This window comes from Peteryoungia ipomoeae, assembly GCF_004912165.1.
GTDB lineage: Bacteria > Pseudomonadota > Alphaproteobacteria > Rhizobiales > Rhizobiaceae > Allorhizobium > Allorhizobium ipomoeae.
Genome location: NZ_STGV01000013.1, coordinates 1 through 13,967, shown reverse-complemented (window position 1 = coordinate 13,967; position 13,967 = coordinate 1). Strand labels below are relative to the sequence as shown.

Below are 13,967 nucleotides of genomic sequence, written 5' to 3'. Positions count from 1 at the left end.
GGATGCTGTTCCGCCGGCCCTTCCTTACGTCCAAACAGGAGATTTCAAGGTGCGCGTCAGGCCTGAGGATTGCAGGGCCATCGGCCTGTTCGAAAGCATCGCGGGAGAAATCCTTGCCGAGCGCGACCTCCTGATGAACGCCATCGAACTGCGCCATCTCAACGCCGGGGAGGCCCTGTTTTCGCAGGACGAAGCCCACCCCTTCATCTATGTCGTGCGGCAGGGCTTGCTGAAGCTGACCTATCTCAACGCGCATGGCGACGAATGGACAAAGTCGCTGGTCGCTGAAGGGCAGTTTTTCGCGAGCCTCTCGGCGCTGCGCTCGGGCCAGGCGAGTTTTTCCGTCTGCGCGATCGAGGCCTGCGTGCTGGAAAGGATGCCGTTCCGGGTCGTCGAACAACTGGCGGATCGCGATCTGGCCTGGTCGCGCATGGTGCGCACTGCGCTGATGATCTTCGCCGAGCGCAAGGAACGCCGTGAGCGCCAGTTCCTGACCATGTCCGCCGAAACCCGCTACAGGCTGCTGCTTGACGAAGAGCCGCATCTGGCGGCCCGCGTGCCGCAAAAGGATCTGGCTTCCTATCTCGGCATCACGCCGGTCGGCCTGAGCCGTATCGCGCGCCGTGTCCGGGCCGGCGTGCGCGAGACTTAACCCGGGTTAATGCGGACCGAACCGGTCTTCGCAATATCGGCTTCATCAATGATGGAGCCGAACATGAACCTGTCGCGACGCACGCCCGATCACCTGCTGTTTCTCCGGTCATGGATAAGCCGGCCCCTCCAGGTGGCCGCGGTTGCCCCTTCGAGCCGCCGGCTCGCCGAGGCGATCACCGCCGACATCTCGCCACGCTCCGGCCCTGTTCTGGAGCTCGGACCGGGTACCGGGGTCTTTACGCAAGCGCTCCTGCGACGTGGCATTCCCGAAGCGGCCTTGACGCTCGTCGAACGCGAACCGGCATTCGCCGAATTGCTGCGGATACGCTTTCCGGCCGCATCCGTGCTCGAATGCGATGCGGCAACACTACCCTCCGGATGTCGCGGCTTTTCGGCGGCCGTCAGCGGCCTGCCGCTTCTGTCGATGCCGCCGGGTCAGGTCGAACGCATCCTCGCTGGTGCATTCGAGCGCCTTGTCGGCGACGCGTGCTTCTACCAGTTCACCTACGGTCCGCGATGCCCTGTACCCGAAGCCGTCCTGCTCCGGCTTGGCCTGGCCGCACGGTTTCGTCGCTTCGTGCCCCTGAACCTGCCGCCGGCAAGCGTCTACCGGATCACCCGCCTGTCATCGCTTCAAGAGCAGGAGGCGTCGCAATGCGCATCCTTCTGAACAAAAAGGCGGAGACCATTCCAGACGATCTTGCAGAAGCGCCATTGCTCTTCGTGCTCAGGGACCATTTCGGGCTAAATGGTCCGAAATTCGGCTGCGGCGTCGGGTCCTGCGGTGCCTGCACGGTTGTAATTGATGGCGAGGCGCCGCGCTCCTGCCTGCTCCCCGCCGGTTCCCTCGACGGCAAAGCCATCCTGACCCTTGAGGGACTGTCCACGGGGGCAAGACTGCATCCCGTCCAGCAGAGCTGGATCGCCGAGAGCGTGCCGCAATGTGGCTACTGCCAGAATGGGCAGATCATGACCGCCTATGCGCTGCTTGCCGCACGGCCCGAGGCCGGTGCCGACGACATCGCCGAAGCCATGGATGGCGTGCTCTGCCGTTGTGGAACGCAGGCGCGGATACGCGAGGCGATCATCCGGGCGCAGGCGATGATGCGGGAGGAACGGTGATGGCAGACCTGTCCCGGAGACGCTTTCTCGAGGCGCTCGGCTGGAGTGCTGCGGGCATCACGGTCGTTGCTGGCGGGGCAACATTCGCGCTGATGCCCGTCTTGCCGCCGCGAAACAGATCGACGCCCGCCGAAGCGGCCGCCTGGATCAGCTTGCGGCCGGGCGGCAGGTTCAGGCTTCTGTCGACGCGCGCGGAAATGGGACAAGGCATATCCATCGGGCTGAGACAGGTTGCCGCCGGCGAACTGGGCATCGAACTCGATCGCATCGATCTGGACCTGCCCGATACGGCGCTCATTCCCGTCGCCCGCTCGACGGTCGGTTCCGATGCGATGCGCGAGACCGGACCGCTGGTGGCGCAAGCGGCGGCTGCCCTTCGCGACGCCATCCTGCGCAAGGCCGCCGAGCGGCTCGGTCGGCCCGTCTCGGCGCTCGAGATTGTTGCGGACGGCGTCAGCGACGGCATCGCCAGCCTTCTGACGTTCGAGGCGCTCGCGTCCGGCCCGCCGCTGCTCGTAAAGGCGGAGGATGTCGGGACAGCACGGCCGAGGCTGATGGAAAGGCGGGATGGTCACAGCGCGGTGGGCCGCCCCATTCCGACGCACGACATCGAGGCGATCGTCACCGGCAACCGGCCGCTCTATGCCGACGATATCAGGCTCGACGGCATGGTGTTCGGCGCGGTCGTCCGTCCGCGCACGATCGGCGGGCAGATCCGCTCCGTCGATGCGTCGGCTGCAAGCGTCGTGCCCGGCTATGTCGGCCTCTACCGCGAGGGCGATTTCGTCGGCATCGTGGCCACCCGTCGCGGTGCGCTCGCGCAGGCGCTGGACCTGCTGTCAATCGACGAGGACAACGGTCCGCCGAACGCGACCGCCGACGTCGATACTATGCTTGACGTGGCTGACGCCGGACAGATGGAGCACGTCATGCTCGACGAGGGCGAGGCCGGGCGCGGTCCCTTCGACATCGATATCACGCTGTCCGTGCCACTCGCGGCACATGCCTCGATCGAGCCCCGCACGTCCATTGCCCGTTTCGTCGATGGCGGCCTGGAAATCTGGACCGGAACGCAGGACCCGTTCTTCGTGCGCGACACGCTGGCCGCCGCCTTCGGCCTCTCCCGCGAAGCCGTCCGGGTGCATGCCATGCGGATCGGTGGCGGTTTTGGCGCACGGACCATTGTTGCGGCCGAGCTGGAGGCGGCAAGGCTGGCCAGGCTCTGCGGCAGGCCGGTGAAGGTGCAATGGTCACGGCGCGACGAGTTCCAGGCGGGGTTCCATCGACCGCCGTCCTGCCACCGTATCCGGGCGGCAGCCGACGGGACGGGGCGCATTTTGCGCTGGCACCACATGTTCCGCTCCGGTCACGTCATCTTCACCTCCGCCGCCATGGGACCGGGCCTGCAGTTCGCCACGAGCTTCGCCCCCGATCCCGGCGTCGGGCGGGGTGCGATCCCGCCCTATCGCGCGGATGCGACGCATGTGGCCTTCGAGGATGTGCGCCTCCCGGTCAAGACGGGTCCATGGCGCGGCCTCGGGGCTGCCGCGAACCACTGGGCGATGGAGACGGCCATTGATGCACTCGCCCGGGTCAAGGGGCTCGACCCGCTGGCGATGCGGCTTGCGGCGCTGCCACCGGAGCACAAGCGACTGAAGGCCGTCCTGGAAGAGGTCGCGGACATGGCCGGCTGGAGCGATCGTCCGGGCTCGGGCGAAGAGAGGATGGGCCTTGCCTGCGGTATCTACAAGGACATGTCCTATGCCGCAGCAATCGCGCGGGTGATCCGCACGGACGGCGGATACAAGGTGGCGCGCCTGTGGTGCGCCCATGATTGCGGCCTGGTGATCAATCCGGATCAGGTTCGCGCACAGATCGAGGGCAATCTCGTCTGGGGCATCGGCATGGCCCTCAGGGAAGCGCTCGCCATCGACGGCGGCGCAATCACGCCCGAGAATTTCTTCGATTATGCCGTTCCGGTCCTGTCCGATGTGCCCGACATCGACATCCGGCTTGTCGAGGGCAGTGCCGCGCCGACCGGCGCCGGCGAGACGGCCATCGTCTGCGCGACGGCCGCCATCACCAATGCGGTCGCGGCCATCACCGGTGAAACCGTGATGCGGCTTCCGGTAAGCGTCGCGTGAGGATAAATCCCGCCCTCACCGCATGCCGGCAAGGGTCCAGGCCATGCCGAGTACCGCGCTGCCGAGGAGCACCGTCATCACCGACATTTTCAGGCGAAAGATTGCAAGGACCGCCAGGAGCGTCAGCACGAGCGAGGCCCTGTCGACGGACGAAAGCATGGGAACTTCCATCTTGAGCGGCCCGGCCTGGAGAGTGGTCACATCCGCAAACAGGACGTGCAGGCCGAACCAGATCGCAAGGTTGAGGATCACGCCGACGACGGCGGCCGTGATCGCCGCCATGCCACCGGAGATGGCCACATTGCTGCGCAGCCGCTCGATGAACGGCGCCCCGAGGAAGATCCAGAGAAAGCACGGCACGAAGGTCACCCAGGTTGCAAGGGCGGCCCCGAGCGTTGCGGCCTGCAGGGGGCCGAGACCGCCCGCGTCGCGATAGGCGCCCAGGAAGCCGACGAACTGCAGCACCATGATCAGCGGTCCCGGGGTCGTTTCCGCCATGCCGAGCCCGTCGAGCATCTCGCCGGGCCGCAGCCATTGATAGTTCTGCACCGCCTCCTGCGCGACATAGGCCAGCACCGCATAGGCGCCGCCGAACGTAACCACGGCCATCTTGCTGAAGAAGACGCCGATCTGGGTGAAGACATTGTCCGCGCCGAGCGTGACGTAGAGAATTGCAACGGGCGCGAGCCACAGCAGCAAGAGGACCACGGAAACACGCAGCGACCATTGGAGGTTCGGCCTCGCATGCGCGGGCATGGCTTCGCCGAGCGCGGAATCCGCATCGGACAGGATCTTGCCTGCCGCTGCCTTATGTCCGCCGGAGACTGCAAACCATCCGTGCCCGGTTCTTGTCCCGACAAAGCCGATGGCCCCGGCCGCCAGTATGATCAGGGGAAAGGGCACCTGGAAAGCAAAGATCGCGATGAAGGCCGCCGCCGCGATCAGCACCATCGCGGGGCTTTTCAACGCCCTGCCGCCAATGCGGAAAACAGCCTGCAGAACGATTGCCAGCACCGCGGCCTTCAATCCGAAGAACAGCCCCGCGACCACGGAAACCTCGCCGTAGAGGACGTAGATATAGCTGAGCGCAAGGATCGACAGGAAGCCGGGCAGGATGAAGAGGATGCCGGCCATGAGGCCGCCGGCGGTGCGATGCATCAGCCAGCCGAGATAGACAGCGAGCTGCTGGGCCTCGGGGCCGGGCAGCAGCATGCAGTAGTTCAGCGCGTGCAGGAACCGGCTTTCGCCGACCCACTTCTTCTCGTCGACGATGATCCGATGCATGACCGCGATCTGGCCCGCCGGACCGCCGAAACTCAGCGCCGCGACGCGCAGCCAGACCTTGAACGCCTCCCTGAACGAGACGCCGTGCTCCGTCGGCCCGCGCGAAGGTTTCACCGAAACGATCGTGTCCGCCATGATCAGCCTCCCTTTCTCGCGGAAGGCCAGTCATGCGCCTCCCCCGTCGCATCGCGACACCAGCGATAGAATGCGTCGTAGAGTGTCATGCCAGCCTCAAGCTGTTCGAGGTCGTCATTGAACATGCGCGACAGTCCGAGAGAAGCCGCCAGCAAACCGGCCACCTCGGGCGCCAGATCCGGCCGGGCCGTATCGGCGCCGCGCACGATCGTTGCGAGCCGTGACAGCACGGGCGTGCCAAGTCCGAACTCCTCGATCATCACATCGAACGTGCAAAGCTCGCCCCGGTGGCTCCAGAAGACATCCTCGATATCGAAGGGCGTGGCACCGAAGCGTTCCGCGACGGCGGTGACCTCGCTTGCGGCAACGAACAGGAAGAGAGCGTCCGGATCGATGAAACGCCGGATCAGCCAGGGGCAGGCGATTCGGTCGATCTTCGGCCGCGCGCGCGTCACCCAGACGGTCCGCCCCTGAGCGTCGCGCTCCGGAATGAGACTGGTCGGCACCAATGGAAGACCCGCGGCTTGCCACGCCTCAAACCCGCCTTCCAGAACTTCGGCAGTGATCCCTTCCGTCCGCAGATAGGCGGCCACGCCATGGCTGAGCTTCTTGCCCTTCTGGCAGATGGTCACGACAGCTTCGCCGGTCACATGCCCCGCCCAGGCTGCGACATCATCATAGGGATGGCGGCGCGAACCGGGGATCAGCCTCGGATTGGCCTGGAAATCGTCGTGCGTGCGCACGTCGATGAGCACCGGAGCACTCGGTGTACCAACAAGGCGGTTTAGCTTTTCGGGTGAAATTTCAAGAAACGACGGCATCGCGCGTCCTCCGTTAGCCGGGTCAATGGACGCGATTCTCTAGCATGACGCCTCGTGGGGTGATCGCGACCCCATGTGAGATTGATTTACAGCAGTTTTGGAGGCTGTCAATTCGTGACTGCCGCATAGTCTCGACAAGATTCTGACTTTCTCATTATCTCCGCTGACAATGATAACGCGGAGGTGAGGGACTGGGTCAGAGGTTCAGATCCCTTCAATGCGAGAGCCCAGCCACATAAGCGAAGCATCTTCTTCCGGGCAGTCCTTCTGGTGCATCCTCTCCGGACGGTGGCGTCGCCTTAACCGAGTTTGGGATGCGGTAGTCTCTTCGACCTGAACTTCACGCATCAATCGACAAAGCGATTTCCCGCCAGGTCGAGATGGCGTGAGTGCGAAGCTGGCGATGGTCTGCGGCGGTCAAGTCTTTGCGGTGAAGAAGGAAGAGATTGGCGATCTGGCCGTGAGTGGAGACGAAACGCTGACATTGCCGCGCGGACTTGAAGCGCATCATGCGCCGCTCTCGTCGTCGCACAGCAAGATGGGAATTTTCAGCCTGGTTGTTCAATCCCTTGGGCGAGCGATGTTCGACCTTCGGCATCAAATCCGCCTTCGCAGCCGAATAGGAACGCAGCTTGTCGGTCAGCATCACGCGCGGGGCGATACCTTGACCCTTGAGCAGTTTGCGCATCAGACGCAAGGCTGCTGCCTTGTTCCTTCGGCTTTGCAAGAGGGCGTCGAGAACGTAGCCGTTGGCATCGACGGCGCGCCACAGCCAGTATTTCTTTCCCTTGATCGTCACCACCATCTCATCGAGCTGCCACTTGTCGGCAAACTGGCCTCGTGAGCGGCGTCGGAGCTGATTGGCGAACTTCAAGCCAAATTTCGCCGCCCATTCCGAGACGGTCTGGAATGAGACGTTGATGCCGCGCTCGGCCAACAGATCTTCGACGTCGCGTAAACTGAGCGGAAATCGGAAATACAGCCAGACCGCATGGGTGATGATCTCGGCAGGAAAGCGGTGGCGTCTGAAGTGGGCGGCAGGGAATTCGGTCATGACAATCCGAATATCAAGTCGGCTAAAACAGGCGGTTAAGGCGACGCCACCTCAGGAACACGAAATAGCGCGCCGGACAGTCAGCCCACGGGTAAATTCTATCTAGTCGAGCGCGCTTCTCCGCGCGAGCAGCACACTCATTTGCGGAGATTGGCGCGCAGGTCGTTTCGGTGAGCGGCCTCGCAAGCATTGATCCCTACGTGTTTGATGCAGCGCAAAGTGATCATTCTGGATCTGCGCTAGATTTGCCCCCAGTTTCTACATTCAAGCAAACCGAAGGATGAGCCGTGGTGGCCGCCGGCGTGACAATGGTCAAGGCGTTCAGAAGGTCGCATAATTGGGCGACCGCCTTGCGGCGCGGGTTTATCCTTTTCTTCGCCATCGCGTTCGGGCTTACGGCGTTTCTCACAGATGGCGGGCATCAAGCGCGTGCTGCTTCAAGGGAGGGCATCCCGGCGCTCATGACTCAAGCTGGGGATTGTGCCGACCTCCTCGTGCGCATGCCCTGCGACAACGATACCCAACGCGGCGCCGAGCACCCGTGCGACAGCGGTCACTGCCTGTCGAGCCTCGGGTGCTTCCTCTGCGCTCCGCTGAACACGGCCTGGAGCTGGCGCACGTTGAACGCCGAGACAGTCTCGCCGGCTGCATCGCCCGTGCCCTCATCCGCGGAGTTGCGTCGTCAGAAGCGACCTCCGCGATCCATCTTGGTCATCTGAGCACCTTCGGCCTGTTCTGTCCGTGTGCTCCAGCCGACCCGAGGACTGGCACAATGCCTTAGTCTTCCGACCGTGCGCGTCCCAGGCCGCCCAACGATACGGCCGAGGAGACGAGCCGTTCTGCGTGACGCCGACGTGACATAGCCTCCAATCGTCGGCTGCCGGCGAGCCAGAAAGGGCCATGCACGGACCTTGCCGAAATCGGTAGGCAGCGGCACGCGAGGAAGTCTTCGGTATCCGCACGCCGGGCCACTTTTCAAACTCACCTCAAGATGTGCTCGAGCAGCCCGCAAGGCTGCGAGCCGAGGAGCTGAATACCATGTTAAAGACCCACTCGACCCGTTCGATTTCCATCACCGCGGCAGTCCTGACAGCAACCGCGATTCGCAGACGTGCGGCCATGCTGGCCTTCGCGACGGCATCGGCCCTGGTGCTTGCTATTCCGTTCGCCGCCACCGTCCGAGCGGAGCCTGCTGCAACCGGCTTCGTCTATACGGCCGATGAATTTGGCAACACCGTTAGCCGCATCGACCTTACCACGGAAAAGATCGACATCGTTCCGGTCCCGATCACGCCCCACAACGTGCAGTTCGTATCGGGAAAAGATTTGGTGCTGGCGGTGGGCCTGCCGGTCGCCGGCAAAGCTGAAGACGCTCATGCGTCCAATGGGGCTGGCCATGGCGGCGACGGACATGGTGATGCCGCTGTCGCAGGCCAATTGATCGTCCTCGACGCGGCCGATATTTCCTCCGGCGTGAAGGCGTCGATCCCCGTGGGTGGGCATCCTGCGCATGTGATCGCAGACGTGCAAGGCAATCGCGCCTACGTCTCGAATTCCGAAGACGACAGCTTGTCGGTCGTTGATCTTGCCAAGGGCGAGGTCGTCGCCACGGTCGGCACCGGCGACTACCCCCACGGCCTGCGGATGAGCCCGGATGGAAGCGCCATCTATGTCGCGAATGTCCAGGACGGTACTGTTTCGGTTATCGACACAACGGCGCTTTCGGAAGTTGCCAGGATCAAGGTAGGCGTTGCGCCCGTCCAGGTCGGCTTCACACCTGACGGAAAGCGGGTCTATGTCTCGCTGCGCGATGAAAACAAGGTCGCCGTTATCGACACGCAGTCGCGCGAGGTGATCGCACGCATCAATGTCGGCCGTTCGCCCATCCAGGTTTACGCCACGCCTGATGGCCGGCTGGTTTACGTCGCGAACCAGGGAACCGAAACGGAGCCGGATGAGACGGTCTCGGTTATCGATGTCGTAGGCGGGAATGTCGTGAAGACCATCCAGACGGACAAGGGCGCTCACGGCGTGACGGTCGTTGCCGACGGAGCCTTTGTCTTCGTCACCAACATCGTGGCCGGGACCGTTTCCCAGATCGACGTCGGCAGCCAGTCCGTGGTCAAGACATATGCTGTCGGCAAGGGACCGAACGGCGTCACCTATCAGGCGCAGTGATGCAACGTCGGGGCGGCGCTTCGCCGCCCCGCACGACCTAAGCCTCAAACCTATGAGCAGGACGGCCGGCATGCAGGCTTCATCAATGGACAAAGGGTCGGCGAGGCTCTATTCTTTGCCCATGCTTCGCGCGTTGCTTATCATTGTTACAACCATCTCGCTTGCCGCTGCTTCTTTTGCCGTTCAAGCACACGAGACCCGCATGTCCGGGATGTTGGAACGCGCCGCGCTGACGCAGCACATGGAGCAAGCCTCTTCTTCGATGGCCGCTTGCAGCGAAGGGAAATCCTGCAAAGCAGATGCCGGATTGTGCGCCTTCGCCTGCGCCGGAATATCGGCCTGGCTTCCGGTTGTGCGTACTTCGGCAAAGCAAATCAGCTCGCGGCAAAAATATCCCTTCCCGCCGGATGCCGTCTTCGTTGCGGCAGCTCCCGGCCGGAATGATCGCCCTCCTATATCGCGCCTCCTCTGAGCCTGCGACGGGGCTGATCCCGCTGCGATCCATTTGGACCTTTCAGGCGGGACAGATCGTCCCGAGGTGACGAATATGACGACCTTTTCACGACGCGGCTTCCTCGCCGCCAGCGCAGCCATGCTTGCTGCATCCCATTTCCCCATCAGGGCCTACGGCCAGGACGCGGCTGCGATCCGCCTGGCCGCCACCAGCCGCACGCTCGATATAGACAATCGACCGGCCACCGTTTTCGGACTTGCTGGTCCCAACGGGCAGGGGCTGCTCCTCGATCCGGGCGAGCGATTTCGGGTGGATCTGACCAACGATCTCGCCGAGTCCACGATCATTCATTGGCACGGCCAGATTCCCCCGAACGCTCAGGACGGCGTCCCGGATATGCCGCAGCCGCTTCTTCAGCCCAGTGAAACGCGCAGCTTCGATTTCGCGCCCCAGCCCGGAACGCACTGGATGCACAGCCATGTGCCGATCCAGGAAATGCGATTGCTCGCCGCGCCGCTGATCGTCCGGAGGGCAGAAGACCTATCCGCCGATCGGCAGGAAGTCGTCCTGTTCCTGCACGACTTCGCGTTCAAGACACCGGAAGAAGTGCTGGAAGAGATCACCAGCGCAAGCGCTGATGGACATGGCGCTGCCGGCATGTCACGCGCGATGCAAGGCATGAACCATGGCGGCATGCCTGGAATGAACCAGGGCGAGGCCGGGGGAATGGGCTCGATGGCCATGGATATGGGTAACATGGCGATGGATCTCAACGACTACGACTGGGATGCCTATCTCGCCAATGACCGAACCCTGTCCGATCCCGATGTCGTTCAGGTCGAACGCGGCGGCCGGGTTCGCCTCCGTGTCATCAACGCAGCCGCAGCCACCGTTTTCTGGATCGACACGGGCGAAGCACAAGCCCGGCTCGTCGCCGTCGACGGGCATGAGGTCCAGCCGGTCGCGGGTTCGCGGTTCGGGCTGGCCATGGGGCAGCGTCTCGACCTGGAGATCGACCTTCCAAATGAGACCCGCGCATGGCCGATTCTGGCGCTCAGGGAGGGCGAACGTGAAAGGACCGGCATTATTCTCGCCCCCGCGGGCGCCACGATCGACAGGATCGATTCCCTTTCAGCGAATGACGCCCCGGCCTTCGACACGGACTTGTCTCAGGAGTCACGGCTGGTCGCTGTCGACACGCTTGCCGCCCGTCCGGTGGATCGAAGCCACATGATCATGCTCGGCGGCTCGATGCAGCCCTATGTCTGGACCATCGACGGAGCAACATGGGGCAAGCATCGGCCGGTTGCCGCAACGAGCGGCGATCGGGTGGAACTGATGTTCCACAATATGTCGATGATGGGGCACCCGATGCATCTGCATGGGCATGCATTCCAGGTTGTTGGCATCAACAGGCGACGCTTCGAAGGTGCGCGCCGCGATACCGTGTACATACCGCCGATGTCGATGGTCACTGTTGCCCTTGATGCCGGCGAGGCCGCGAGCTGGATGTTGCATTGCCATCATATGCCGCATCTGGCCACCGGGATGATGACCGAGTTCAGGATCGCTGCATGAAACCGCTCTGGATCGCGGTCGCCGCAACTCTCCTGGCGGCGGCCGGTGCGATCTTGGTCGGAAAGGGACGATCCGGTCAGGAGGCGAGCGATCGCATCGCCCTTGGCCGGGCAGTCTATCTAGCGAACTGTGCGAGCTGTCACGGCACGAAACTCGAAGGCCAGCCCGACTGGCGCAGCCCGGGCACGAGCGGCCGCCTTCCGGCGCCGCCGCATGACGAGACCGGTCACACCTGGCATCATTCGGACAGGCAGCTCCTCGCAATCATCACCGATGGGACCGCCGCGGTGGTTGGCGGTGGCTACGAGAGTGACATGCCCGGCTTTCGGGAGGCTCTGACCTCCGCCGAGATCGAGGCTGTCCTCGACTACATCAAGAGTACCTGGCCGCAGCGAGAGGCAGACTACCAACGCCGCATCTCGAACGGCTGACACGCCGGAGGCCACGAAAACAATTTCGTGGCCCCACATCGCCATCGCGCGCCGCCCCACCACCACATTCATGCCGACGGGTTCGGCAGTTGATGGCGGCAGAGAGGGTGTTCGGCGGCCTAAAGACATAAGGATTCACAAATGAACAAGAGAAACGTCTTCGCTCTGCTCGTCGCCGCGGCAGCGGTTGCGGGCTTTGCGCTTTGGAATCGAACCGGATCGGAAGACGAAGCCAGAAGAGGAGTATCGGGCCAGGGGACGGCATTGTCGGTTGTCGTGCCTTCGTCATTGTCCGACACCGCAAAGATGGGAGAACGAGCTTTCAACGCCGTCTGTGCAGCGTGCCACGGCAAGAACGCGGCCGGAACCGATGCCGGCCCGCCGCTCATCCATCGGATATACGAACCTTCTCACCACGGAGACTACGCCTTTGAAATGGCCGTCGCCAACGGCGTGCGCGCGCATCACTGGAAATTCGGAAACATGCCTCCTCAGCCGGGTCTGACGAGGGCCGACGTCGCTACGATCGTGGCCTATGTGCGCGAGCTTCAGCGGGCGAACGGCATCAATTGAGGAGCATTGGCGGCGAGATACCCTGCCAGACCTGTCGAGGCGGGTTTGAGGAAATCGGGCGGCTGCGAGTGGAGTTGTGGTGTGATAGGATGAGGCGGCCAAGTCGCCTATGGGAGGGGTGTGCAATGCGAACTGGCATAACATGCGCATTTGTCGTTCTGGCTTTGCTGGTGTCGGCGTCAAATGCCCAAGAGGATCAGCCGTTTCATACGTCTTATTTCGCGGATGAAACGACCATCAGCCTGTCCGTGACCGTCGCGGCAACCTCTCTTGACCCGGAATATAATTTCGATGTGCAAGTCGCGCTCACGGAGCGCGGACCCGAGGGTCAGATCAGATTCATCGACATGCGCGTGTTGGGGCAACCGAGTCACGGTTGGCGCCTCTGTCGCCCCGCGCCCACAGATGGGCGCGGGGCTTCTCACTTAGCGCGAGTTTGTAAGCCAGAAGTCTTGCCAGTCCTGCAACTTGGCAAAGTCATCCTGCGTCGTTTCGGAGTGATTGACGTAGAGGCGATCAAGATGGGTGGCGATTCCAGACGCCTCTCCTTCTGGCATTTTCGCGTCGACGTTCGTCGAGATCTTGCCGTCACCAAGCTGGGGTGCCATGCCTTCCTCGGTCATCATGAATCGGGCAAAAAGCTTGGCGGTATTGGGGCTTTTCGTACCGGCCGCGATCACGGCGACCCGCGGGGTGAGCTGCCCGATCCACGGCTTCATCTCCTTGCAGATGCCCATGCCATAGCCGTCCTTCTTGGCATCGCGGAAAATGGCGGCGCTGAGGAACCCGATCGGTGGTTTTTCTTCCTTGGCACCGACGATGGGACCGACGTCGCTGTCGCTCTTGGTCACCTTCGGCTTGTTCTGAGCCAAACGCTTGACCCATTCTGCCGTCGCACTCGCTTCGTCGGTCGTCAGCTCCTCGCCGAACTGCTCCTGATAGGCGGCGCGCATGGCGGCATCCTCATGGGTGGCGAGTTGGTTGAACCAGAACATCGTTTCATTGCGAAGCAGCGGATCGGGAATGGCGACACGGCCTTTCCATTCCTCCGTCGTGAGGGCCCAGAGATTGTCGACCGGGCAGGTATCGCCATGAACGTCAGTATTGTAGGCGAAGACCCATGGATTGTTGCTGGTGATCGCCGGGCTCTGATATTCGGCGGGGATCTTGTCCTTCAGGTCTGGGGCAAGCCAGGATACCCCGAAGCCCTGCGGGAGGATCTGGCTGGTGACCGAGGGCAGGTTGCTCATGTTGAAGACGTCGGTCCGCACGTTGCCGGCAGCCGCTTCACGCGCGATGACCTGTTCCTGCTCCTGGCCGCTCATCTTGACCCCGGTCGCCTGGAGGCCATACTTCTTGGAGAAGTTCTCCGCCATCGTGACGATCTTGCCCGTAGCGTCGATAACGGTGATCGGACCTTCCTTCTTGGCCGCTTCGATGAGTGCCTCCAACGAATATTCGCTGTCGGGGATGCCGATTTCCTTGGCGTCTTGAGCCATGGCGCTTGCTGCGCCCATTGCCAGAATGGAAACCCCGGTG

Annotated in this window: 13 protein-coding genes; 9 read left to right on the top strand and 4 right to left on the bottom strand. The window is 62.9% G+C overall.

Annotation, left to right across the window (positions count from 1 at the left end; translation table 11 throughout):
• The 4 genes from FAA97_RS20795 to FAA97_RS20780 form a co-directional block, all read left to right on the top strand.
• Positions 1-652, top strand: a 652-nt coding sequence (locus FAA97_RS20795) for a Crp/Fnr family transcriptional regulator (protein ID WP_206110083.1), incomplete at its 5' end; no start/stop codon positions are given.
• 63 nt (positions 653-715) lie between these two features.
• Positions 716-1,324: a class I SAM-dependent methyltransferase gene (locus FAA97_RS20790; RefSeq protein ID WP_136600485.1), complete on the top strand. Its 609-nt coding sequence runs from the start codon at positions 716-718 to the stop codon at positions 1,322-1,324.
• The gene (locus FAA97_RS20785; protein WP_136600484.1) at positions 1,309-1,776 is read left to right on the top strand and encodes a (2Fe-2S)-binding protein; all 468 of its coding nucleotides are present in this window, start codon (positions 1,309-1,311) and stop codon (positions 1,774-1,776) included. The genes FAA97_RS20790 and FAA97_RS20785 overlap by 16 nt, the downstream gene beginning before the upstream one ends.
• The gene (locus FAA97_RS20780; protein ID WP_136600483.1) at positions 1,776-3,920 is read left to right on the top strand and encodes a xanthine dehydrogenase family protein molybdopterin-binding subunit; all 2,145 of its coding nucleotides are present in this window, start codon (positions 1,776-1,778) and stop codon (positions 3,918-3,920) included. The genes FAA97_RS20785 and FAA97_RS20780 overlap by 1 nt, the downstream gene beginning before the upstream one ends.
• A 15-nt stretch (positions 3,921-3,935) precedes the next feature.
• Here the strand turns inward: FAA97_RS20780 and chrA are convergent, their stop codons facing one another.
• The 3 genes from chrA to FAA97_RS20765 form a co-directional block, all read right to left on the bottom strand.
• Positions 3,936-5,339, bottom strand: a complete 1,404-nt coding sequence (chrA, locus tag FAA97_RS20775) for a chromate efflux transporter (RefSeq protein ID WP_113462392.1) — start codon at positions 5,337-5,339, stop codon at positions 3,936-3,938.
• Positions 5,340-5,341: 2 nt separating this feature from the next.
• On the bottom strand, positions 5,342-6,160 hold the full coding sequence (locus tag FAA97_RS20770; RefSeq protein WP_136600482.1) for a chromate resistance protein ChrB domain-containing protein: 819 nt from the start codon (positions 6,158-6,160) through the stop codon (positions 5,342-5,344).
• Positions 6,161-6,500: 340 nt separating this feature from the next.
• On the bottom strand, positions 6,501-7,214 hold the full coding sequence (locus FAA97_RS20765) for an IS6 family transposase (RefSeq protein ID WP_136600481.1): 714 nt from the start codon (positions 7,212-7,214) through the stop codon (positions 6,501-6,503).
• Between the two features lie 1,038 nt (positions 7,215-8,252).
• Here FAA97_RS20765 and FAA97_RS20760 point away from each other — a divergent pair.
• The 5 genes from FAA97_RS20760 (at position 8,253) to FAA97_RS20740 (ending at position 12,428) form a co-directional block, all read left to right on the top strand.
• Entirely contained in the window at positions 8,253-9,392 is a 1,140-nt protein-coding gene (locus tag FAA97_RS20760) for a YncE family protein (protein WP_246041614.1), read from the top strand.
• Positions 9,393-9,462: 70 nt separating this feature from the next.
• Positions 9,463-9,864, top strand: a complete 402-nt coding sequence (locus FAA97_RS20755) for a hypothetical protein (protein ID WP_115672697.1) — start codon at positions 9,463-9,465, stop codon at positions 9,862-9,864.
• 75 nt (positions 9,865-9,939) lie between these two features.
• Entirely contained in the window at positions 9,940-11,424 is a 1,485-nt protein-coding gene (locus FAA97_RS20750) for a multicopper oxidase family protein (protein ID WP_037094843.1), read from the top strand.
• The gene (locus FAA97_RS20745; RefSeq protein WP_077546207.1) at positions 11,421-11,855 is read left to right on the top strand and encodes a c-type cytochrome; all 435 of its coding nucleotides are present in this window, start codon (positions 11,421-11,423) and stop codon (positions 11,853-11,855) included. Before FAA97_RS20750 ends, FAA97_RS20745 begins: the two co-directional genes overlap by 4 nt.
• Before the next feature lie 141 nt (positions 11,856-11,996).
• The gene (locus FAA97_RS20740; RefSeq protein WP_037094849.1) at positions 11,997-12,428 is read left to right on the top strand and encodes a c-type cytochrome; all 432 of its coding nucleotides are present in this window, start codon (positions 11,997-11,999) and stop codon (positions 12,426-12,428) included.
• A gap of 425 nt (positions 12,429-12,853) precedes the next feature.
• Here FAA97_RS20740 and FAA97_RS20735 read toward each other — a convergent pair whose 3' ends face one another.
• Complete coding sequence (locus tag FAA97_RS20735; protein ID WP_246041615.1) at positions 12,854-13,945, bottom strand: ABC transporter substrate-binding protein; 1,092 nt, start codon at positions 13,943-13,945, stop codon at positions 12,854-12,856.
• Between the last annotated feature and the right edge of the window lie 22 nt (positions 13,946-13,967).